Origin of the sequence: Niallia tiangongensis (assembly GCF_044704065.1) — a bacterium.
GTDB lineage: Bacteria > Bacillota > Bacilli > Bacillales > Cytobacillaceae > Niallia > Niallia tiangongensis.
The window spans coordinates 1,806,892-1,828,993 of sequence record NZ_CP162613.1; the positions used below are offsets into that span (position 1 = coordinate 1,806,892).

The window sequence follows — 22,102 nt, forward strand, 5'->3', positions numbered from 1 at the left end:
TTGTATAATAAAGAAACACAACTAGAGAAATTACAACAGGGACTGGAGAAATATTTTATGAGTAAAAAGACATTTACAGAAAAAGAGATCAAACAGCTGTCTATTATTAAATACGTTAAATCTGTTAGTTCTAAAGGGATCACTTATACGGATGAGTTTAAACATATCTTTATAGCGGAGAAAGAAAAAGGTAAGTTTGCCAGAGATATATTTGAAGAATATGGATTTGATGTAGATGTTTTGGGGAAACAACGAATCCATTCAGCTAGTAAAAGATGGAAAGCAGCCTACATTAAGAATGGAATAAGCGGTTTACGTGATACTAGAGCTGGTAACTCAGGGCGTCCCCGAGAAAAAGAACTATCTTTAGAGGAGAAGAATGCTCGTTTAGAAGCGCAAATCAACTTACTTAAGGCTGAAAACGAACTGTTAAAAAAGATACGATTCGCGGAAAGGGGGATGAAGAAATAGTCCTTCCTCCCTCTCAAAAGTATCTTTTAATTCGTTCAGTAATTGAAAAATATCAATTAAAAAATATGGTGAGCTATCTTTGTGAGCTAGCTGGCGTCTCAAGAAGTGGTTATTATAATTATTTCACTGAGAAATCATTTGGACGAAGAATGCAAAAGGATAAAAAAGAGGAAGTTGTAAAGGAGATTATTTTAAAAGCTTTCAACTTTAAAAACCGCAAGAAAGGGGCACGTCAAATCAAAATGACATTGGCGGGTCAATTTAATATTGTCTACAATTTGAAACGTATACGACGAATTATGAAAAAATACGGTATAATCTGCCCCATTAGAAAAGCAAATCCTTATAGAAGAATGATGAAAGCCACACAGGAGCATAGCGTTGTACCAAACCTTTTAAATAGACAATTCAAGCAAGGAATTCCAGGGAAAGTGCTATTAACTGATATCACTTATCTTCATTTTGGAAAAGGAATGAGGGCTTATTTATCAGCAATTAAGGATGGTTCAACTGGTGAAATCCTGGCCTATCACGTATTAGATCGAATGACCTTAAATTTAGCTACAGATACGCTCAAGAAGTTAAAGAAGAATAAAAAATTCAAGAAAGTAAAAGATGCACTAATCCATTCAGATCAAGGAGTCCATTATACACATCCTGACTTTCAAAAGGCAGTAAAGAAGTTAGGATTACACCAATCTATGTCAAGACGAGGAAACTGTTGGGATAACGCCCCCCAAGAATCTTTCTTTGGCCATCTTAAAGATGAAGCCTCTATTAAAGCATGTACAACACTAGAAGAATTGAAAAAAGAAATTAAGCAATATATGATTTATTACAATTACTATAGATATCAGTGGAATTTAAAAAAGATGACCCCTGTTCAATACAGAGGTCATCTTCTTAACGCAGCCTAGGCTTTTTTAATTTGTCCTTTACAAAGGGTACATTTTACTTTGTCTTAGTGGCTTTTTTTATGCTTAAAAGTTCATGTATAATTTGCTCTTAGATAAAAAGAAATTTAAATTTATTTTTTTCATGAACTTTTTCCACAGTAGAAAGTCTAATGTATAGGAAAATTTGAGGAGGTGATTAATTGGAAGAGTTAGAGATTAGTAAGAAAGCCATTAAAGGAGATGATGATGCCTTTTTGGAAGTAATGCAATTACATAAGGAATCTTTGCTAAGAGCTGCTTTAGCATTTCTAAAAGATGAGCACGCGGCAATAGAAGCACTACAGGAAGTGACATATCGAGCATATAAAAAGATACATACTGTTAAAGAGGCAGCATATTTAAAAACATGGCTGACAAGGATTATGATTAATTACTGTCAAGATCAATTAAAAAGAAACAATAGAGTTATTTCTGATAACCAATTATACGATGTATTCGTTCACCAAGACCAATCATTGATCGAGCTGAAGGAAGCCCTTGGAATGTTATCCAATGAAGACCAACAATTAATCTATTTAAAATACTTTCAAAATACGAAAATCAAAGAAATTGCCGCAATGGAAAAAATACCAGAAGGAACGGTAAAGTCTCGATTACATAAAGTCCTGAAAACACTTCGACTATATTTTAAGGAGAAAGGAGAGAGTGATCATGTATGAACAAGAGGAACAAAGCTTGTCTAAGTTAAAAGATGACTTAGAAAAAGCAGAATTACCGATTGAAAAAGCGGATGAAGCCATTTTAAGCGGATTTATGAAAGCTAAGCGAGAAAAAAGTCTGGTTAAGAAAAAACAAAAAAGATTTGTTGGAATTGCGATTGCGGCTATTATCATCATTTCCTTTGTAACATCCATTCGAATATCCCCAACCTTCGCAAATGCCCTCTCATCCATCCCTGGAATGGAATGGATGATTGGTTTTATTGAACAAGATAAAGGCTTTTCAGCAATAATAGAAAATGATTATTATCAAAAGGTAGATGTTTCTGAGACAAAAGGAGATTTGACGTTAACGATTGATGGAGTGATTATGGATGAATCAGGAATGAATGTATTTTATACGTTGAAATCGACAAAACCTCTAACTGGTGGAGAGATAAAGTATATTAATCTCCTTAATAAAGAAGAATTTCCTGAGCATTCACGTAGCTATAATGTTTATTTTCCTGATGATATTCAAAATGAATTTCAAGATATGGTGGAGTACCAATTTGTAAACTCTTTTTCTTTTGAGGAATTAAAGTTTAACTTTGAATTCGTTACAGTAATGGACAATCAAGAAATAAAGTTTCTGATTCCTTTTGAATTAAAAGAAAATGTAAGGAAGAATATTACTTATCCAATAAAACAAGTTGTGGAAGTCGAGAATCAGAAAATCAAGATTGAAGAAATTATTGTGTATCCTTTAAGAATTGGTGTGAAGGTAGCATTTGATCCTACAAATACAAAAGAAATTTTGGGATTCGAAGATATGCGGTTGGAAAATGAAAACGGCGAGGTATGGACTTCTATTGCAAATGGTACTGTAAATAGGACTTTGAGTAAGCATGAGAAAATGTATTATTTACAATCTAATTATTTTGAAAAGCCGAAAGAGCTTTATTTGCGTATCAACAAATTGATGGCGATTGACAAAGAGGATACTGTAGTTATTGTAAATACAGAAACAAATAAATTAATAAAAAGACCGAAAGACCGAAAACTCAACTTAGGAAAAACATCTAAATCACAAGCTGAATTTTATATGATATCTGATTCAGAGAATATGTATACTATCTTCGACGAGGCTGTTGATGCAACAGGAAAAGAACTAAGGATACCATCAACTGAATTTTACAATCATGAAAACAAAAAATATTGGAATATGTTTTTCGAAAATAGCGAGTACGAAAATCCATTGCAAATGAAATTGACATTTTACCCTAATTACATCGAAGGAGATGTAAAGCTAGAATTAAAATAAGCTGTATGCTTTGTTAGTGGTATTAATTACACCATTACCAAAGCATACATTTTTTGTTTATTATATTTATTGTAAGCGTTACATTTTTATGCTAAAGTATAGTTACGTAAACGTTTACGTAAAGGGTGAAATAAATGACGATAACAATAAAAGATATAGCAAATGTTGCAAAGGTGTCCACAGCAACTGTTTCAAGAGTTTTAAATGGGGCAGGTGGATACACTGAAGAGACAAAGAATAAAATTCTGCAAATCGCAGAAGAACTTGGCTATCGGAGAAATGAAATGGCGAGAAGCTTAGTGAAAAAATCTAGCAACTTAATAGGTATTATCATGCCAAGTGTATCGACCATTTTTTATGCGGACATCGTAAATGGAATGGAGCAGGTAGCACAAACACATGGATTTAGTGTTATTTTATCCCATGCAGGAGAAAAAGGTAATCGGTTAATTGATTGTTTAAAAATGCTTGAAGAAAGAAAAGTGGATGGGCTTGTTATTGTATCTATTCCACTAAAGGAAGAACAAATTCAAGCAATTGAATCATTGAGTATACCGTATGTGTTATTGTCAACAGATACACAAAATAAACAAATACCTTTTATAAAAGTAGATGATTATGGAGCTTCCTATGCTGCTACAAAGTATCTAATAGATCATGGACATCAAAAAATTGGCCTGGCAGGTGTGGATTTCTCTGATCGAGTAGCTGGGATTCCAAGAATTGAAGGATATAAAAATGCATTAATGGATCACGGATTAAGCTTTTCTGCCAACTACATAAAAGCAGGAGATTATAGTTTTTCTGCAGGGAAAGAAGCCCTCTATGCTTTCCATACTGAAAAGGCGGGAATAACAGCAGCATTTTGTGTAAGTGATGAGGTAGCGCTTGGCATCATTTCAGCAGCTTATGAATTAGGCATAAAAATACCAGAGGACCTTTCCGTCATGGGCTACGATAATACAAGAGTTGCAGAAATGGCTGTACCTCCATTAACAACGATTGAGCAACCATTTCAGGTAATGGGAGAGAAGGGCTGTATAAAAATAATAGAGGCTATTCAGCAAAAGACAGCAGTAAAAACAGAAATGCTCCCATTCTATATAGTGGAAAGAGCATCGGTGAATAAAAGGAATCACTAAATTTTTTTATACTTTACGTAAACGTTTACGTTCAGACAAATATTTTAATAGAAAGTAGGTATCGAAATGGAAAAGAAATGGTGGCAAACGTCGGTTGTATATCAAATATATCCAAGAAGCTTTCAAGACAGCAATGGGGATGGGATTGGTGATTTAAGAGGTATCGTCAACCGACTTGATTATTTGCAAAAGCTAGGAATCGATGTTATTTGGCTAAGCCCCGTATATAAATCGCCGAATGATGATAATGGCTATGATATAAGTGATTATGAAGATATTATGGATGAATTTGGAACAATGGTAGATATGGATGAATTAATTGCAACAGCGAATGAAAAAGGAATTAAAATTGTCATGGATTTAGTAGTAAACCACACATCAGATGAGCATAAGTGGTTTATTGAAGCAAAAAAAGGAAAAGACAATCCATACCGAGATTACTATATTTGGCGTGATCCAGTTAATGGTGAAGTGCCGAATGGGCTAAAGTCAACTTTTAGTGGTTCTGCTTGGGAATTTGATGAAGATAGCGGCCAATATTTCTTGCATTTATTCAGTAAAAGACAGCCAGATTTAAATTGGGAAAATGAAAAAGTGCGGGAAGAAGTTTGGAAGATGATGAACTACTGGTTAGAAAAAGGAATCGGTGGCTTCCGTATGGATGTGATTGATTTGGTAGGAAAACAACCAGATCTTGGCATAACCGGAAATGGTCCAAAACTTCATGATTATCTCCAAGAAATGAATCAAAAATCGTTTGGTAATTATGATGTATTAACAGTAGGTGAAACATGGGGAGCGACTCCTGAAATTGCTAAATTATATTCGAATCCTACGAGAAAGGAGCTATCAATGATCTTTCAGTTTGAGCATAGTGCTTTAGATGAACAAGAAGGAAAACAAAAATGGGATTTAAAGCCACTAGAAATCAATAAATTGAAAGAAATTCTAGCTAAATGGCAAACTTCTTTAGGAAAGGAAGGATGGAATAGTCTATTTTGGAACAACCACGATATGCCGAGAATTGTGTCTCGTTGGGGAAATGATAAGGAATATAGGGTAGAAAGTGCAAAAATGTTCGCCATTCTTTTACATTTAATGAAAGGAACTCCTTATATTTATCAAGGAGAAGAAATTGGGATGACCAATTGCCCAATTACTGATATCAGCGAAGTAAATGATATTGAAAGCATCAATATGTATCATGAACGATTAGCACAAGGATACACGAAAGAGGAGATTCTTCATTCTATAAATGTGAAAGGAAGAGACAATGCAAGAACTCCTATCCAATGGGATGATACGGTAAATGGAGGTTTTACAACGGGTACACCATGGTTACATGTCAATCCGAATTATCCGGAAATAAACGTTAAGAATAATTTAGAAGATCCTAATTCGGTCTTTTATTGTTATCAATCTTTAATTCAATTGAGAAAAGAGAACCCAATCGTAGTATGGGGAGATTTTGAGTTAATTGAAGATACGGAAGAAATGATTTTTGCCTATACACGAAAGTTTGAAGGAAAGACTTGGGTAATAGTGGCAAACTTTAGTGAGCAAGAAAGTTTGCTGGACTTACGTCAATTTGGCGAGTGTGATGATGTGATTATTAGTAATTATCATCGAAAAGGTGTGAATTTTAGAAATATCCATTTAAAGCCGTATGAAGCTTTTGCGGTACGTATTTGATAGGAAAATTAATAAGCTGTCAGGCACAATCGAAATAATTGTGATGACAGTTTTTTTAATTTTCCATAGAAAAAATAAAAAAAGATATTCTCCATTCTGATAAAATAAAGTAAGATATAAATAGGATAGTTAATATGTTAAACAAACTATTTGGTATTATTTCAATCCCAAATTTTTAAAAAAGCAAAATGAAGGCGATTTCAATTTAGGTTTAAAAGGAAAAGATAAGTATCTTTAGTAAATGGTAAGAGGAACCAGAACAAACTTTTAAGGAGTGATTATTATGAAATATAGTCAAAAATCAATGGGAGAAGTAAATGGAGCAGAGATAACAGAATATACCTTTACTAATAACAATGGAATGAGTTTTTCTAGTATGAATTATGGCTGCATTATCACCAAAATAATAGTTCCAGATAAAGAAGGAAACAAGGAAAATGTGGTGCTTGGCTTTGAAACAGTAGAGGAGTATAGACAGAATCCAGGACCTTATTTAGGGGCGATTGTTGGGAGAGTTGCGGGAAGAATTAAGGCTGGACAATTTGAACTTAATGGCAAAGAGTATCGTTTAAATACAAATACCCCTCCTAATCATTTACATGGAGGAAAGGTTGGTTGGAGTGAAGTAGTCTTTGATTCTTCTATAGTAGAAGAGGAAGAGACAATTGGAATCCGATACACTTATTATAGTCCGGATGGAGAAGAAGGATATCCTGGTAATTTTGATCTTACAGTGGACTATTTATTAACAAATGATAATGAAATAGTCCTGACTTACAAAGGAAAAACGGATAAAGAAACGCCTGTAACGGTGACCAATCATACCTATTTTAATCTTAGTGGAAATAATAAAAGAGATATAACAGAGCATGAACTAATTGCAGATGTTGATCGATTCTTAGAGCTGGATGAAGGATTTATTCCAACAGGAAAAATGGTCCCTACAGAAAATACGCCTTTTGATTTTGCGGAAGGAAAGCTGTTAAAAGCAGGGATTGACAATAATTTCGAACAAAATATTATAGTAGGTAATGGCTATGATCATCCACTTGTCTTCTCGGCAGAAGGATCACATTCTGCTCTTTTAAGAGATAAAGAGAGTGGTAGAGAATTGTCTTTAGTCACAAATCAGCCTGCAATCATTCTTTATACAGGAAACCAGTTAGAGGATAAGTATGATTTTAATGGTGTAACTGGAAGAAAATACTTAGGGGTATGTTTAGAAACGCAAGGACTTCCTGATGCAATAAATCACCCTGAATTTACATCCGTCGTTTTGAAACCAGAAGATACCTATTTTGCCGAAACAAAATTGAAATTTCGGGTAACAGAATAAGAGAATAGTGATTGAAGAGATTGCAGGAAATATATGAGAGGCTAAATTAGCATATCGTAGTTAAAGATAGGCTTCCATTTGTGAAGTAGGAAGTCAAGTGGTTAGCTAGAATGTTGAATAGTTGGAAAAAAAGGAGGAGATGTATTGGAAAGGATAGCATCTATGATGTTTATTAAACCTGGATATGAAAATGAATACAAAAAAAGACACGACGAACTCTGGCCAGAAATGGAGGAAGCACTGAAGGAACATGGTGCCACTAACTATTCTATTTATCTTCATCATGAATCCCAAGTCTTATTTGCTTATTTAGAAGTAGCGGATAAAGCTACATATGAAGCTATTTCTCAAACGGAAATTTGTCGGAAATGGTGGAAATACATGGCTCCAATCATGGAAACAAATGATGATTATAGTCCAGTAATGCATGAGTTAGAGGAAGTATTTCATTTAAATTAAACTCGTCGTCTTTCTATGTATCAGGTATAATGCCAGCTATTTCTGATTATTGGAGAATTGTTACGAGTCAATTAGTGAAAGAAGCAAAAAACAGAGGCATTAGAATTAGCTTTGATGTTAATTACCGAGGGAAATTGTGATCCCAAAGGGAAGAAGGAGAATCTTTTAACAAGCCATCAGTGAAAGATAAACTGATGGCTTTATTTTACTTATATGATTTATTAAGCGCCTTTTTAGCCATATTCACATCATTTTGTAACAATTCATGGATATTATATGCTGGATATAATTTATTCTTATGCATGAAATGAAATACTTTTGCGTGAAAATCAATACTGTGATCTAAATGTTTCTTTAAAATTTTTCGAAGAGCTGGCGTTGCAGTTTCGGTTAAGGCTGTTGCGTAGTTTTTAATCGATGCTTTATACATCCCTAATAAATCTCCAGCTTGAAAAGGCGTTTTTTCATTACGGAATCCAATAGTTTCGTTATCATTATCTTCTCTTGGTGTCATGGGATAAAAATCCAGTAGTTCTGTGATATTAGCGGATAGAGAATTAATACTCTGAATATATAAATCCTTTAACTCTGAATCTGAAATTTCCCCGACTGTCTCTTTTAGTTTAAGTAAAGATGTGCTTTGTGCAGCAGTTAATTCATGTATCTCTAGCGTTTCATGCCAAGCAAGATGTTTTCCGCGAAATTCTTCTTGGTAATTCATTCTTTTACCTCCCAAAAATTAGTTACCTCTTACTTTATTCACGGATCGAAAAAAAGTAGCTTGTAGCATTCTTTTTTGTCTAAATTGAAATTTTCTAGGTATTTAAGAGGGATTTTAAATAAATTCATTGTTATTAATATTTCATGAACCTTGTTTATCCCACTCTTAAACTTCAGTAAGACTCTCACCTCATACTTAGGAGAATTCGAGGAAGATAGGTGGGAGATCAACTGTCCGTAAAGGTCCGAATAGTTCAACTAACCATCAGTGGGGAGGAAGGAAAACCACTACTGATGGAAGTGTCACTTTATTCCGCATTAATGGGCTCTGACCCACGCCTCAAAATGATGTAATGTGGATCAATATAGGTGGGCAATTGTTCCTAAAAACTGAAAGCTTGAATGGTAAACTAACAAGGAGAAAAACTCACTGATGGAAGGTATACTTTATTTTTATAATTTCTCTAATAATAGGTTTATGTGGTATTGGTATGGGTATATAATACTATGTAATTTAAAAGCTTGTTAAATTATGAGAACGATTTAAAGGTAGAAAGCTATGATTAATCAGCTTATTTGGGCGCTTTGTTGATTATGAGCTACTAGCGCAACCGGCTAACCAAACTATCCTTGTTTTGTTAGTCTTTTTTTATGAAAAAGAAGCGTAATTATATTTATAAAGAATGTTTAGCTCTAGCCATAATCAACTGGCAAACAGCAGGTTTCCACTGCATTATAAGTAGCACTAATTCTATGCCATTAGGGTGTTTCATTTATTTCAGTAGAAGTCTTTCTATATTATTTGTCGGTAATATGGAGCTTGCGTTTTTCTAAAAATGGGGGACAACATATGAGTGAACTTATTAGCTATCAAACGATAGTAATACATGATCATACAGAAAAAGAATGGAAAGGAAAGTTAAATAAGGATTTAAGGGATTGGTTGTCAGAGGATTTTATGCTTAGCGTGGGAATAGGTGAGGCTGTTAATAATGCGATTGAACATGGGGCTTTTCCCGTTATTTTAGAACTACACTATACAAAGAATACTGTAGACATGAGGATTAAAGATCATGGGGATGGATTTAATGTGGCGAAGAAATTCCAAGATATCGAAAAATATGGTACAGATAAGCTTTTAAGTGATATTGTGTTTGAAGAGCGAGGAAGAGGTATTTTAATGATGATGCAGATCTTTCAAAAAGTACAATATAATGAGATGGGAAACGAAGTATTTTTATGGAGAGAAAGGAGGGAAAATGCCGAAGCTATATAATCTAAGAGAGAAATATCATTTTAGTAGGACTGTCTCTTTTGAAGCAGTCCTATTTTGCGTTTGGTTTAATTTTAATAATGTCATTTTTTTCTATAATCTACTGATTTCTATAAATGAATCGTTTATTATTAATATATTACAATAAAAAGTAGTTTGGGGAGAGGGTAGGAGAAACATCATGGAGAAAGTGTCCTATAGAAACATTCATAAGGAAGGCAAACAAATAACGGAATCTACTAATTGGATCCATGTTCATAATGCGGAAATGCTACTTCAGTATGACAGTAATTATATCCAATTTAAAGCAATGCCAACAATAATGGAATTTGACCTAGCGGAAGAATATCTTAAAGCATTCCATCAAAAGACTGGCCAGAAGCATCTTAAATTTATTTTTCCGGAAAATCAAAAATTTACAAAAGAGCTACTGGAGCATATTGTAAGTAAACGTTATTATGACGTGGGTTTGACTGAACTTTATGCTATTGATCCTAATGAATTTCCTGTATTGTCTCATATAGAAGATATTCTGATTCAGAAAGTAGCGGAGGATAATTTTGAGGACTATTTACAATTAGAATATAATCAAGATTTAGAATATGGAATAGATTATGCAAAAGGAAAAACAGAAGTCTATCGAAAAAATTTTAAAGATCCTCATTTCTTACAGATAATTGCTTATTATAATGGAAAAGGGGCTGGTGCTTTAGAAGTAATTATAGCAGATAAGACAGTCGAAATTGACGGAATTTTTGTAATTGAAGAATATCAACGAAAAGGGATTGCTGCTCGCATGCAAAAAATGGTGATGGATCTATTTCCAAATAAAACGATTATTTTGTTGGCAGACGGAGAAGATACACCAAGAGAAATGTATAAAAAGCAAAACTATCAAAAACAAGGTTTTCAATATGAAGCTTTGAAAGAAAAATTTGATTTTTAAAGTTAAAAAGGAGTCGATTGAATTGAATAAGCCAATACTTGTCTACCGTGGACAATATGTTGAAAGTACACATAATATTCATGTTGCTGTAGTAAATAAAGAAGGTAGATTGCTATATTCCTATGGAAATCCAAATAGGATGACATTCCCTAGATCGTCGATGAAGCCATTTCAAGCGATTCCCCTTTTAGAGACTGGAGCAGCGGATGCATATTCTTATAGTAATGCAGAAATAGCAATTGCGTGCGCTTCCCATGCAGGTGAATCCTTCCATCGAGAAACAATTCTTCAGCTGTTAGAAAGATTAGGGATTAAAGAGGATCACCTGCAATGTGGAACACATACACCATGGAATTTAACAAGCTATAAAGAGCTGTTGCGAAATGGAGAAGATGTGACACCTGTTTTCAGTAATTGTTCTGGAAAGCATACCGGTATGCTGGCTACTGTTATTCATATGAAGGAAAATATTTCTAATTATCGGGAAGTAGAACATCCTCATCAACGGCGAATACTAGAGGCAATTGATGAAATATGTGATTTTCCAAAAGAAAATATAAAGCTTAGTGTAGATGGTTGTGGCGTGCCAGTCCATCAACTACCTCTATATCATGTAGCACTTGGTTATGCAAGACTAGCAAGCCCTGATTCTATTAAATCAGAAAAGCGAATAAATATAGTAAAACGGATAAGAAACAGCATGATGGAATTTCCTGAAATGGTTGGCGGTACAAGCAGATTTGATACGGACCTAATGAACGCTTATCAAGGACGGATTGTTTCAAAAGCAGGTGCAGAGGCTGTTCAGTGTATGGGGCTTGTCGAAGAAGGAATCGGAATTGCGATAAAGGTGGAAGATGGGGGAGCACGAGCAGTAAATGTTGCGGCAATGGAGGTTCTGAGTCAGTTAGGCTATAAAGAGGAGAAAATATTTGCTGAGTTAGAAAGATACGTGCATGCACCAGTACTCAATGCAAGAAAAGAAAAAATTGGCGAAATATGTGCAAATTTCGAATTGGAAATGGCGTCGTCAATTGAAAAATATTGATACAAAGGAGTAGCTGGATTGAAACATTATTTGAACATAAAAGAAGGAAAGAATAACTGGCCGCGCTATTTAGCTTCTATTTTATTAGCTGTTGGATTTATGATTGCTGGTTCTATTGTTTATTTCGTTATTGAGTTACTGCGCGTGGAACTGGACGGGAACGATGCTACATTTATTGAGTTGGATACAGGCATGGTTGTCGGCGGAAATGGCACACTTAGTTTATTAATGACACATATTATTTATATCTTTGCTTTAGTTGGTCTATGGATTGGGGTACGATTTATTCACAAAAGAAAATTCCGAACATTGATTACTGGTGAAGAAAGAGTGAATTGGAAAAAGATGGTCTGGGGCTTTGCTGTATTTGCTGGGTTATTCCTTGTGACATCAGGTGTTGATTTCTTGGTAAATGCACCTGATTATACGTGGAATAATGTTTCATTTTCTCAGTACGTCTTTTTATTCCTCGTCGTTATTCTTTTTGTTCCGATTCAAACAACGGTAGAAGAGCTTTTATTTAGGGGATTATTACTACAATGGGTAGGGAAAAAACTGAGAAATCCAATTCTATTAGCACTTATTGTTGGACTTATTTTTGGATCCTTACATTTTGCCAATCCTGAAATGAATGATTCTGCAATATTAGTAGGCTTAGATTATTTGCTTGCAGGGTTTGCTTTAACCTTCATAGCAGTAAAAACAGGCAGTTTAGAGCTATCCATTGGTGCACATGCGGCAAATAATATGATGATCTTCTTATTATTTACATATGATGATTCTGTTGCAGGCGATATCCCAAGTCTTTTTAGAATTATTGATACAAGTCCATTGTATTCGTTGATCTGGTCGATTGTCATTTTTGTTGCTTTTTATTTGTTGTGTAGGAAAAAATTTGGAGTGAGATAAGCGTTTTTTTAATTTTGTCAATTGAAAAAATAGGAAGAAGAAAAAATAGTCTATCTATGTAGGCTATTTTTTTAGGAATTGGCAAGGATAATTAGATGATGAGAACAAGTGTTCCTAAATTGAGTCTTAAGCCTCTTATCGAAATAATTCAGAATTGTTAAAATTATCTTTGGGTTATTCATTCTATTATTAGGAGGCTGTTATATGAAAAAAGAATGTAGAGTAATTCCTTACCAAGTGAAAGAAGTATTCGATCTATCAATAGAAATACCAAAAGGAATTGAGCTAATTCAGGCATCTGATTTATGGAATAAAACAAAAGGCAAAGGGATAACCATTGCTATTTTGGATACTGGGTGTGATATAAATCATCCAGATTTACAAGAACGGATTATAGGTGGAAAGAACTTTACCGATGATGACAACGGAAATCCAGCCATATATATGGATTATAATGGCCATGGGACACATGTTGCTGGAACAATTGGAGCATCAGGAAGAGACAATGGATTAACAGGAGTAGCGCCAGAAGTTTCTCTTTTAATTGTAAAAGTTTTAAATGGAGAAGGTTCTGGGCAATATGATTGGATTATAAACGGAATTTATTATGCTATTGAGCAGGGGGCCGATATTATTTCCATGAGTCTTGGTGGACCTGAGGATGTTGAGGAATTACACGCGGCAGTGAAAAAAGCAGTCGAAGCGCAAATTCTCGTCGTATGTGCAGCGGGGAATGAAGGCGATGGTCTAGCTTCAACCGAAGAATTGGGGTATCCGGCTGCCTATAATGAGGTAATAAGTGTTGGTGCCGTAGACTTAGAGCGAAATTCTTCGCGTTTTTCTAATTCGAATCGAGAAGTTGATTTAGTAGCCCCTGGGGAAGAGATTCTCTCTACCTTTTTAGATGGAAAATACGCAAGCCTAACAGGAACTTCGATGGCCGCCCCCCATGTGAGCGGTGCTTTAGCGTTAATTAAAACAATCAGCAATGAAGCTTTTGAACGAAATCTAACAGAGCCAGAAATTTATGCTCAATTAATTAAAAGAACCATCCCATTAGGAAATAAACCAAGTATAGAAGGGAATGGAATTCTCTATTTAACGGCTCCAGATGAATTAACGGAAAAACTCCAATCTGCTGTGCAATTACTTGTTACCAATAGTAATTAAGAGGAAAGAAACCTTCCAAATGAATAATTGAATGATTATTAAAAAGTGGACAAACTTCTTGATAAGGGAGTTTGTCTACTTTTTTGTAGCGGAAGAAGATAGGAGGGGCGGGATGATTTATAAATTCTAAGGGGATTGATGAAAAAAAGATTATATAATCCAACTGGATAAGGATATGATCCAAAAACCAAATAAATGATCCAAAATTCCAATACACCATCAATAATTCATATAAGAAACAAAAACTTCTACCTAATTTTACAATGCTCCTATAATAGAAATGTTTCGAAAAAAGTAGTAAAGTGTAAGGAGGTATTTGTGCGTAACTTGTAATATTAAAAGAAGGAGATTAGATTGTTGAATATCGTTATTACACGAAAAATGGTCATGGAGATGTGTGGTCCTGTTTCATTAAAAAGGGGCGAGGCATTTTCAAAGAATCATAAGGTGTTGTTTAAAGAATATAGAGAAGACTACTGTGAAGCATTCGTTCAAGCAACTGAAGACTTTGCTGTAATGGTGGCTGTAGAAGCTGGTGAAATAAAAGCGACTTGTTCTTGTCCGAAGCTAGCTTCCTTCCAAAAGGAATGTCAGCATATTGCAGCTGTCTTGATGGAGATAAAGAAATTTCAGATGAGTGGCAAGGAGCCTTCTTTAATTGAAGATATGAATCCAAATGTATCTGATGATTTTTTTGCCTTATTTAATCAGACTCGTTCTCCTTCACCAAAGAAACAACGCCACTTTGAAAAAAGAGAAGAAGTTCTTGTTGAATTTTTGATAAAGGTTATTGAAGTTGATTCAGAAGCAAATATGTTTGGCATCGAAATTCACCTTTTATCCAATAAAATTGAAGACATTCGCCAATTTTTAGAACAAATTAAGGAAGGAAAAGCATATGAATATGCTCCAGGGCAGAAATTTGATCCAATGCTTCACTGCGTAAAGGAAGAAAGTGAGGTAATCCTTCAGGCGTTATGGAAAGTGGTAAGCGATGAAACAATTTTTTTGAATCATCACAACGAATTAAGCAATCTAGGGGGAAAAGATACTTTATTAATACCACCGTCCTCTTGGATTATCCTTCGCTCTCATTGGAAGGAATTAATCTATTTAGAAGAATATAGTAAGACTGGAATGCCCTTGCAAGTTTCTCATGAACCACTTCCACTTACCTTTCATTTATTTCAGGAGGAAACAGGAAGCTATCAATTGAATGTTCTTGGAATGGAATCTGTTCTATTCTTGCATCAATATTATGCAGTAATGATAGATGGAATGGTTGTTCAATTGGAATCGGAGGATTTTAATAGGCTTGTGGAAATGAAGAGAATGACGGAGAAAGTTGGCAAGAATTATATTCTTATTGCAAACAATCAGTTAGACTTCTTTTTAGAAAAGGTTGCTCCAGGCTTGAAAAGATTAGGGGAAGTTCAATTGGAGAGAGAACTTTCCAAAAAAATTGGCAAAGCTCCACTGCAAGCAGAGCTCTATTTAGATAGAGTAAATAACCGATTGTTGGCAAGTTTAGAATTCCGCTATGAAAATATCGTTATTAATCCAGTTCACGAACGAGATAAAGACATAGATGCAGTGCTTATTAGAGATTGGAAAAAAGAAGAAGTAATATTAGAACTTATGGATGGTAGTTCATTTGCGAAAACGGATAGTGGATATATGCTTTTTAACGAAGAATTAGAGTTCGATTTTTTATATTACGTATTACCGAAGCTGCAAAAGCTTGTAAAGGTCTATGCAACAACGGCGATTAGAAATCGGATTTTTAAGGAAAAAACTTGGCCACGGTTTTCGGTGAAATTAAAAAAGGATCGGATAAACTGGCTAGAGTTTAAATTTGAGATGGAAGGATTTCCGGAACGAGAAATAAAAGGATTGTTAGCTGCTTTAGAAGAAAAGCGAAAGTATTATCGTTTACAGGATGGATCTCTTTTTGCCTTAAAAACGCGGGAGATGGAGGAAATTCAAAGCTATCTTCACTCCCCACAAATAAAAGATAAGGATTTTGTCAGTGGATTTGAACTCACTCTTTTAGAAAGCCTATCGTTTATAGAGGAAGACAGAAAGATATTTAAACTAGACGAATCCTATTTTGAACTGATTAATTCTCTCCTACATCCAGAAACATTAACGATTAAGGTTCCTGCTGATTTAGAGGATGTGCTCAAGTCGTACCAAAAAGATGGATTCAAGTGGATGAAAACTTTATCGCAATTTCATTTTGGCGGAATTTTAGCAGACGATATGGGGTTAGGCAAAACGCTTCAAAGTATTGCCTTTATCGTATCTGAATTACCAGTGATTCGCAGAGAAAAACAAAAAGTACTAGTCGTTTGTCCTTCTTCCCTTCTTTATAACTGGCAGAGAGAAATCATGAAGTTCGCTCCAACTATTCAATGTATTGTCCTCGATGGGAATAAAAAGGAGCGAGTGCTGCTACAAAAGGATTTAGAAAATATCGATGTTCTGATTACGTCCTATCCATTAATTAGACAAGATATACAATGGTATGAACAGCAAGCTTTTCACACTGTTTTCTTTGATGAAGCACAGTATTTCAAAAACCCACTTTCTCAAACAGCTAAGTCAGTGAATAGGTTAAAAGCGATAAATCGTTTTGCTTTAACGGGTACGCCCCTTGAGAATTCCATTGAAGAGCTATGGTCTATTTTCCATATTGTTTTCCCTGAATTATTGAAGGGGTTAAAGGAATACGCAAATCTTACAAATAAGCAGATTGCCAAAAAAATAAGACCTTTTATGCTGCGCCGGTTAAAAGAGGATGTCTTAGCAGAACTACCTGAGAAAAGGCAGTGGAGCGAAATGGTGGAATTGTTACCAGAGCAAAAGAGATTATACGCAGCCTATTTGGCAAAACTAAGACATGATGCACTAAAGCACTTAAATAAAGATACATTACGAAAAAATAAGATTAGAATTCTTGCTGGGTTAACAAGACTACGTCAAATATGCTGTCATCCTGCTTTATTTGTAGAAAATTACGATGGTGGCTCTGCTAAGCTAGCTCATTTAATGGAATTAATGGAAGAAGCACAACGTTCCAATCGAAGAGTACTGATTTTTTCGCAATTTACAAGCATGTTGGATATTATCGGACAGGAATTAGCGAAAAAGGGTTTGGCGTTTTTTTATTTGGATGGGAATACACCACCTGATGAAAGAGTGGAATTATGTCATCGCTATAATTTGGGAGAACGAGACTACTTCTTGATAAGCTTAAAAGCTGGGGGAACAGGACTAAATTTAATGACTGCCGATACGGTTATTCTATATGACACATGGTGGAATCCTGCTGTTGAAGAGCAAGCCGCAGATCGTGCGCACCGAATGGGGCAGGAAAATATTGTAGATGTCATCAAACTGTTCTCCAAAGGAACGATTGAAGAGAAAATATATGAACTACAGGAGAAGAAAAAGAGCTTAGTGGATGAAATTATTGATTCAGATGAAAAAATGATATCTTCCATAACAGAAGAGGATTTAATGGAATTATTAAGCTAAGCTAAATAGCGAAATGCAAAGACAAAGGAGGCCGCTGCTTTTCATAAAAGCTGTGGCCTCCTTTTTAGATGAAACGAATCATCTGCTAAGTCATTCTTCTTTTTGCTTTGGAAATCGCTTGGCTTTATTGGCAGATTCACGAAGCAAATACTCAATATGACTGTTAATGCTGCGAAAATCATCTGCAGCCCATTTTTGCAGTACTTCGTATAGCTCCGGATCAATGCGTAATGGAAAGCTTTTTTTATACCACTCATTAATATAAAGTACCTGTATTAATTACAGGAGTTGTAGGATTTTCGGAAACTATCGCTACTAGTAAATTATTTACTAATTGTACCTTTCTTTCATCATCTAATTCAATGATTTTATCTTGTTCTAATTGGTTAATGGCCATTTGCGCCATTCCCACAGCGCCTTCCACAATTTTTTGACGAGCAGAAATAATAGCAGAGGCTTGTTGACGCTGCAACATTGCTTGAGCAATTTCAGTAGAATAGGCTAAATGAGTTAATCTTGCTTCGATTACCTCGACTCCAGCAAGATCAAGTCGAGCTTGTAATTCTGTTGTAAGCTCGTTGGAAACTTCTTCTGCATTTCCTCTTAATGTCAATTCCACATTTTCAAAGGTATCATATGGATATTTCGTGGCAACATGGCGGATAGCTGTTTCGCTTTGGATTTCTACAAATTCCTCCTAATTGTCCACATCGAAAATCGCCTTAGCTGAATCAATTACTTTGAAAACAATAACGTCTGCTATCTCGATTGGATTCCCATCGACGTCATTTACTTTTAATCGCTTACTGTTAAAATTGCGTACACGTAAGGAAATTGTTTTTCTTAAAGTTAGTGGAATTATTAAAAATAATCCACTACTGCGAATCGAACCTAAATACTTACCGAAAAAGGTTACAACTACAGCCTGATTTGGTTGAATAATGGTGATTCCACTACTAAGAAGTGCAGCTATTAATATAAACGGAATGCCTACACCTGGAAGTTCTTGTACAAGTAAATAGGCACCAAGAAAAAGGGAAATAGCAATAAGGAGAACACCGATAAATCCATTAAAATGAAATGCGTTTTTTTCTTTCAAATGAATCACTTCTATAATTTCAATTTGATATAATTACGATATCGCTTTTGTATAATATTGTAAATTAGTTACATCAGAAATAAGCATACAAAAAGGAGATAGCTAGTTATCTCCGAAGCGATTTACACAATTATTCTGATTTCAGTAATTCCAATAAGGTTTTTCCGATAATGGTACCTGCTGTTCTTGGTGCTACCTTTGCAGGTAAACCTAATGCCCATAATGTTTGGATATTATGTTCCTTTGCAGCAGTAAAATCAGTTCCCCCTGGCTTGCTAGCTAAATCAATGATTAAAGCTTGGCTGGACATTTTTCTTATAAGGGGAGCAGTCAGAATAAGTGCAGGAACAGTATTTATTACAATATGTTGGGCTGAGATTGTAGATTCTAATGAGGCTTCAAAAATAGGTAAGAATCCCATTTCTATTACTCTTGCTTCATCTTCCTTTTTGTTAACAAGGACTGTAACTTTGGCACCAACTGCAGAAAAAAGACGAGCAACAGTTTTTCCGACTCTCCCGAAACCTAGAACAAGTACATTAGCGTTATGTATCGTAATATCGGTATGCTTTATAGCAAGCATTAATGCACCTTCTGCCGTTGGGATGGAATTAAGAATAGCTACATCATTTCTCGCGAAAAGCGCAATCAAATTGCGATTCGTTTCTGCAGCAAGTTGTTTTAAGAAGGGGGTAATAATTCCAGAATATATAATCGAATTTGATTTCGTTTTATTTATGATATCTTTGGTTAGAATCACTTTTTCCTTGGAAAATGTCGATTCTGCCATTCCGTTATCTTGAATTCCGGGAATCGGCAAGAGAATACTTTCCACTTCATGAAGCGGGGCTGTTTGTTCATTTACTTTTACAACATTTTCTAAAGGGATGGAAGCATCTTCAAACCCCATTAAATATATTTTTCTAAGCTTTGGTGCTAAAAGGCGAATCACTTCTAGCTGTCTAAAGTCACCACCAATGATTAATAACACATGATTCTGATTCAATCGTTTCACTTCCTTTCCTCCGTGTAGATAGAATACCTCCATATAGTAATCTATATGGAGGTGTATCATTATTCAGACTAGTTCCCTTTAGATTATTTTTTGTATAAATATAAGTATTTTGTCCGATTAAAACTTATATTTTTTAATTAACTGTATCAATTCATCTGTCATGGAAGCAAGTGTATTGGCAGATGAAGATATTTCTTCCATTGCGGCAAGTTGTTCTTCTGTTGAAGCTGCAACTTCTTCAGAAGAAGCAGCATTGTTTTTGGCTAGATCTGATATGATTACTGCTGTTTTTTCTGTGTTTTGTACAAAAGTTAATATCTCATTTAGTGTCGAAGTTACTTGCGACATTTGTGGTGAAATTAGATTCATATTATCATATATTTCCATAAATTTATTGATGGCCTCTTCTGAAATTTCAAGTCCTTTCTGTACATTTTTTTCTACAGTGGACATGGTATAGACTGTTTCTTTTGAATCCTGTTGGATCGCCTTAATGATTTCCGTAATTTGACTGGCAGAAACTTGAGATTGTTCCGCTAATTTTCTTACTTCATCTGCTACGACAGTGAAACCTTTACCTGATTCTCCTGCTCTTGCTGCTTCAATTGCAGCGTTTAGGGCAAGTAAATTAGTCTGATTAGAAATATCGGTGATAACATCTACGATTGCGCCAATTTCTTTTGTCCGATCATTTAATGAAGCAATTACTTTATTTGAATCAGATACAGAATGATGAATTTCACTCATTTGATAAACGGTTTGCTCGACAATTGCTTTTCCTACTTCTGCATTTTGAGTAGTAGTTTGTGTACGCTCTAATACCTCATTAGCATTTAGCAAAACTGTATTTGTACCATTAACTATTTGATTTAAGGATAGTATATTTGCTTCTACGCCTTCTGTTTGTTTTTCGGCACTAATAGCCACATGTTGGATGGCTGTTGCGACTTGCTCATTAGCTTCACTTGTTTGACCAGCACTAGCGTTTAATTCTTCAGCAGTTGTGGCAACTGTTAAAGAATGTTGCTCTAGCTTTTTTAAAAGTGTTTTTAAACTGGTTTGCATGGTAGTAAAAGACTGGGCAAGTTGTCCAATTTCATCATTGGACTGAATACGTATCTCTTCTGTGAGATCTCCATCGCTTATTTTTTTTGCTTTATTCTGAATGTCTTTTAATCTATTAACAAGCGAACGAATAATTAAAATAATAATAGCCCCACCAAGAATAATAGAAATGGCCACAATTAAAAGACTTTTTTGTAAGATAGGTTGTGCGGCAGCATCTGTTTCAGCGTCCAGCATGGAACCAACAATCTTCCAACCTGTATTCTCGTTTGTTAAAAAGTAAAGTGTTCTATCTTCATCATTCCTTTTATAATGATGCTCTCCAGAATTTTGGTTATATAGATTAGGAAAATCTTTGTCAACCTTTGTACCAGTTTCGTTTACTGGGCTAACCAGAAAGGTTTGTTCTGCATCCAAAAGTATGATATAGCCTTCTTTACCAATCTCTACGCTTTTAGTAGTTTTTTCTAATTCGGATAAATTAAGGTCAATTCCAATTATTCCGGCACCATCTATTGTTTTTTTTGTAATAGTTACTACCATTTCTCCAGAACTAGCATCTATATAAGGACTTGTTACGATTGCTTTATCTTCTGAGTTGTTCATTGCTTGTGTAAACCAAGTTCTTTCTCTTGGATCATAATCCTCTGGAAGATCTAAAGCTGGAGAGGTGTACATTTTTCCGTCCAGAGTTCCTAAATAAACGGCGTCAGCTTCTGGATGAAGTCCTTTATATTGGTCTAGTATTGTCATAAGAGCAACAGGATTATCTTCTTGTTTTTCAAATAAGTCGCCTGTTATTATTTCTGCCAAATAATTGGCATCATAAAGCTTGGGAGAAATCGTATTGTCGATACTACTGTTTAATAATTTTACATTCTCTTTTGTGCTCTCCGATATTTTTTCGCTAAGTTCATGTTTAGCACTTTGCAGAGATAGGTACGCTACCGTTAAAGTAGGGACGATTAGAATAAGGATAAAAGCAATGTAAAGTTTGGTGCTTAATTTTAAATTTTGATTGAATGATTTCAATTTTCTCATCAATCATAGCTCCTTTCCATATATTTTGTGTCATCCATGAATTAATTGTTGTTAGACCTTGCTGTATAACTAAGGACGATAAGCCATTTTTAAATGTACTTTATAATCAAAAGTTAATTATTATTTCGACAAGTTTTGACAAAAATGAAGGGTTCTTATTGCATTTCTGAACTTTTTTTGTGAAAACTCTGAAAAAATTTACAAAAGTGTCACAAATATAAAAACAGCTGTGTTTTGTTTGTCAGCTGTTTTTAATTA

17 protein-coding genes, 1 pseudogene and 1 riboswitch are annotated in these 22,102 nt (G+C 34.8%); of the genes and pseudogenes, 13 read left to right on the plus strand and 5 right to left on the minus strand.

What is annotated here, in order from left to right; translation table 11 throughout:
* Positions 1 to 57 precede the first annotated feature (57 nt).
* The 7 genes from AB3U99_RS08470 (at position 58) to rhaM (ending at position 8,018) form a co-directional block, all read left to right on the plus strand.
* Positions 58 to 1,388, plus strand: a protein-coding gene (locus AB3U99_RS08470; protein ID WP_400246846.1) for an IS3 family transposase whose coding sequence is annotated in 2 segments (ribosomal slippage) — positions 58 to 439 and positions 439 to 1,388 — 1,332 coding nt in all. Because the reading frame shifts where the segments join, the coding sequence is not laid out codon by codon here.
* A 179-nt stretch (positions 1,389 to 1,567) separates the two neighbouring features.
* The gene (locus AB3U99_RS08475; protein WP_400246847.1) at positions 1,568 to 2,086 is read left to right on the plus strand and encodes a sigma-70 family RNA polymerase sigma factor; all 519 of its coding nucleotides are present in this window, start codon (positions 1,568 to 1,570) and stop codon (positions 2,084 to 2,086) included.
* Positions 2,079 to 3,389, plus strand: a complete 1,311-nt coding sequence (locus tag AB3U99_RS08480) for a DUF4179 domain-containing protein (protein WP_400246848.1) — start codon at positions 2,079 to 2,081, stop codon at positions 3,387 to 3,389. Before AB3U99_RS08475 ends, AB3U99_RS08480 begins: the two co-directional genes overlap by 8 nt.
* A 134-nt stretch (positions 3,390 to 3,523) precedes the next feature.
* Positions 3,524 to 4,531, plus strand: coding sequence for a LacI family DNA-binding transcriptional regulator (locus AB3U99_RS08485; protein WP_400246849.1), 1,008 nt, complete (start codon positions 3,524 to 3,526; stop codon positions 4,529 to 4,531).
* A gap of 66 nt (positions 4,532 to 4,597) precedes the next feature.
* On the plus strand, positions 4,598 to 6,223 hold the full coding sequence (locus AB3U99_RS08490) for an alpha-glucosidase (RefSeq protein ID WP_400246850.1): 1,626 nt from the start codon (positions 4,598 to 4,600) through the stop codon (positions 6,221 to 6,223).
* A gap of 283 nt (positions 6,224 to 6,506) precedes the next feature.
* Positions 6,507 to 7,559, plus strand: coding sequence for an aldose epimerase family protein (locus AB3U99_RS08495; protein WP_400246851.1), 1,053 nt, complete (start codon positions 6,507 to 6,509; stop codon positions 7,557 to 7,559).
* Positions 7,560 to 7,703: 144 nt separating this feature from the next.
* Positions 7,704 to 8,018, plus strand: a complete 315-nt coding sequence (rhaM, locus tag AB3U99_RS08500; RefSeq protein WP_400246852.1) for an L-rhamnose mutarotase — start codon at positions 7,704 to 7,706, stop codon at positions 8,016 to 8,018.
* Positions 8,019 to 8,223: 205 nt separating this feature from the next.
* Here the strand turns inward: rhaM and AB3U99_RS08505 are convergent, their stop codons facing one another.
* Positions 8,224 to 8,739, minus strand: coding sequence for a spore coat protein (locus AB3U99_RS08505; RefSeq protein ID WP_400246853.1), 516 nt, complete (start codon positions 8,737 to 8,739; stop codon positions 8,224 to 8,226).
* Positions 8,740 to 9,281: 542 nt separating this feature from the next.
* Positions 9,282 to 9,364: riboswitch (cyclic di-GMP riboswitch) on the plus strand.
* 224 nt (positions 9,365 to 9,588) lie between these two features.
* Between AB3U99_RS08505 and AB3U99_RS08510 the strand changes: the two genes are divergently transcribed.
* The 6 genes from AB3U99_RS08510 to AB3U99_RS08535 all read left to right on the plus strand — a co-directional run bounded on the left by AB3U99_RS08510 (position 9,589) and on the right by AB3U99_RS08535 (position 17,624).
* Positions 9,589 to 10,014, plus strand: coding sequence for an ATP-binding protein (locus AB3U99_RS08510; protein ID WP_400246854.1), 426 nt, complete (start codon positions 9,589 to 9,591; stop codon positions 10,012 to 10,014).
* Between the two features lie 178 nt (positions 10,015 to 10,192).
* A complete protein-coding gene (locus AB3U99_RS08515; RefSeq protein ID WP_400246855.1) occupies positions 10,193 to 10,957 on the plus strand; it encodes a GNAT family N-acetyltransferase in 765 nt (254 codons plus the stop codon).
* Positions 10,958 to 10,979: 22 nt separating this feature from the next.
* Complete coding sequence (locus tag AB3U99_RS08520) at positions 10,980 to 12,005, plus strand: asparaginase (RefSeq protein WP_400246856.1); 1,026 nt, start codon at positions 10,980 to 10,982, stop codon at positions 12,003 to 12,005.
* Positions 12,006 to 12,023: 18 nt separating this feature from the next.
* The gene (locus AB3U99_RS08525) at positions 12,024 to 12,914 is read left to right on the plus strand and encodes a lysostaphin resistance A-like protein (RefSeq protein WP_400246857.1); all 891 of its coding nucleotides are present in this window, start codon (positions 12,024 to 12,026) and stop codon (positions 12,912 to 12,914) included.
* A 204-nt stretch (positions 12,915 to 13,118) separates the two neighbouring features.
* The gene (locus AB3U99_RS08530; protein ID WP_400246858.1) at positions 13,119 to 14,084 is read left to right on the plus strand and encodes a S8 family peptidase; all 966 of its coding nucleotides are present in this window, start codon (positions 13,119 to 13,121) and stop codon (positions 14,082 to 14,084) included.
* Between the two features lie 357 nt (positions 14,085 to 14,441).
* Positions 14,442 to 17,624, plus strand: coding sequence for an SNF2 helicase associated domain-containing protein (locus tag AB3U99_RS08535; protein WP_400246859.1), 3,183 nt, complete (start codon positions 14,442 to 14,444; stop codon positions 17,622 to 17,624).
* A gap of 90 nt (positions 17,625 to 17,714) precedes the next feature.
* Here AB3U99_RS08535 and AB3U99_RS08540 read toward each other — a convergent pair whose 3' ends face one another.
* From AB3U99_RS08540 to AB3U99_RS08555, 4 genes and pseudogenes are all read right to left on the minus strand, one after another.
* Positions 17,715 to 17,885 carry a toxin-antitoxin system HicB family antitoxin gene (locus AB3U99_RS08540; RefSeq protein WP_400248005.1) on the minus strand — a complete coding sequence of 57 codons (171 nt, stop codon included), beginning with the start codon at positions 17,883 to 17,885 and terminating at the stop codon, positions 17,715 to 17,717.
* Positions 17,881 to 18,723: pseudogene (locus AB3U99_RS08545) on the minus strand (SPFH domain-containing protein). Before AB3U99_RS08545 ends, AB3U99_RS08540 begins: the two are co-directional and overlap by 5 nt.
* A 130-nt stretch (positions 18,724 to 18,853) precedes the next feature.
* Positions 18,854 to 19,738 (minus strand): dipicolinate synthase subunit DpsA, encoded by an 885-nt coding sequence (dpsA, locus tag AB3U99_RS08550; RefSeq protein WP_400246860.1) that lies wholly within the window; start codon positions 19,736 to 19,738, stop codon positions 18,854 to 18,856.
* A gap of 117 nt (positions 19,739 to 19,855) precedes the next feature.
* Positions 19,856 to 21,844, minus strand: coding sequence for a methyl-accepting chemotaxis protein (locus AB3U99_RS08555; RefSeq protein WP_400246861.1), 1,989 nt, complete (start codon positions 21,842 to 21,844; stop codon positions 19,856 to 19,858).
* Positions 21,845 to 22,102 lie beyond the last annotated feature (258 nt).

Bases quoted from the DNA above. Each gene is read 5' to 3' on its own strand.
- AB3U99_RS08530 (WP_400246858.1), top strand. From the start codon at position 13,119: ATGAAAAAAGAATGTAGAGTAATTCCTTACCAAGTGAAAGAAGTATTC.
- AB3U99_RS08555 (WP_400246861.1), bottom strand. From the start codon at position 21,844: ATGAGAAAATTGAAATCATTCAATCAAAATTTAAAATTAAGCACCAAA.
- AB3U99_RS08510 (WP_400246854.1), top strand. From the start codon at position 9,589: ATGAGTGAACTTATTAGCTATCAAACGATAGTAATACATGATCATACA.
- AB3U99_RS08485 (WP_400246849.1), top strand. From the start codon at position 3,524: ATGACGATAACAATAAAAGATATAGCAAATGTTGCAAAGGTGTCCACA.
- AB3U99_RS08515 (WP_400246855.1), top strand. From the start codon at position 10,193: ATGGAGAAAGTGTCCTATAGAAACATTCATAAGGAAGGCAAACAAATA.
- AB3U99_RS08480 (WP_400246848.1), top strand. From the start codon at position 2,079: ATGTATGAACAAGAGGAACAAAGCTTGTCTAAGTTAAAAGATGACTTA.
- AB3U99_RS08490 (WP_400246850.1), top strand. From the start codon at position 4,598: ATGGAAAAGAAATGGTGGCAAACGTCGGTTGTATATCAAATATATCCA.
- AB3U99_RS08505 (WP_400246853.1), bottom strand. From the start codon at position 8,739: ATGAATTACCAAGAAGAATTTCGCGGAAAACATCTTGCTTGGCATGAA.
- AB3U99_RS08495 (WP_400246851.1), top strand. From the start codon at position 6,507: ATGAAATATAGTCAAAAATCAATGGGAGAAGTAAATGGAGCAGAGATA.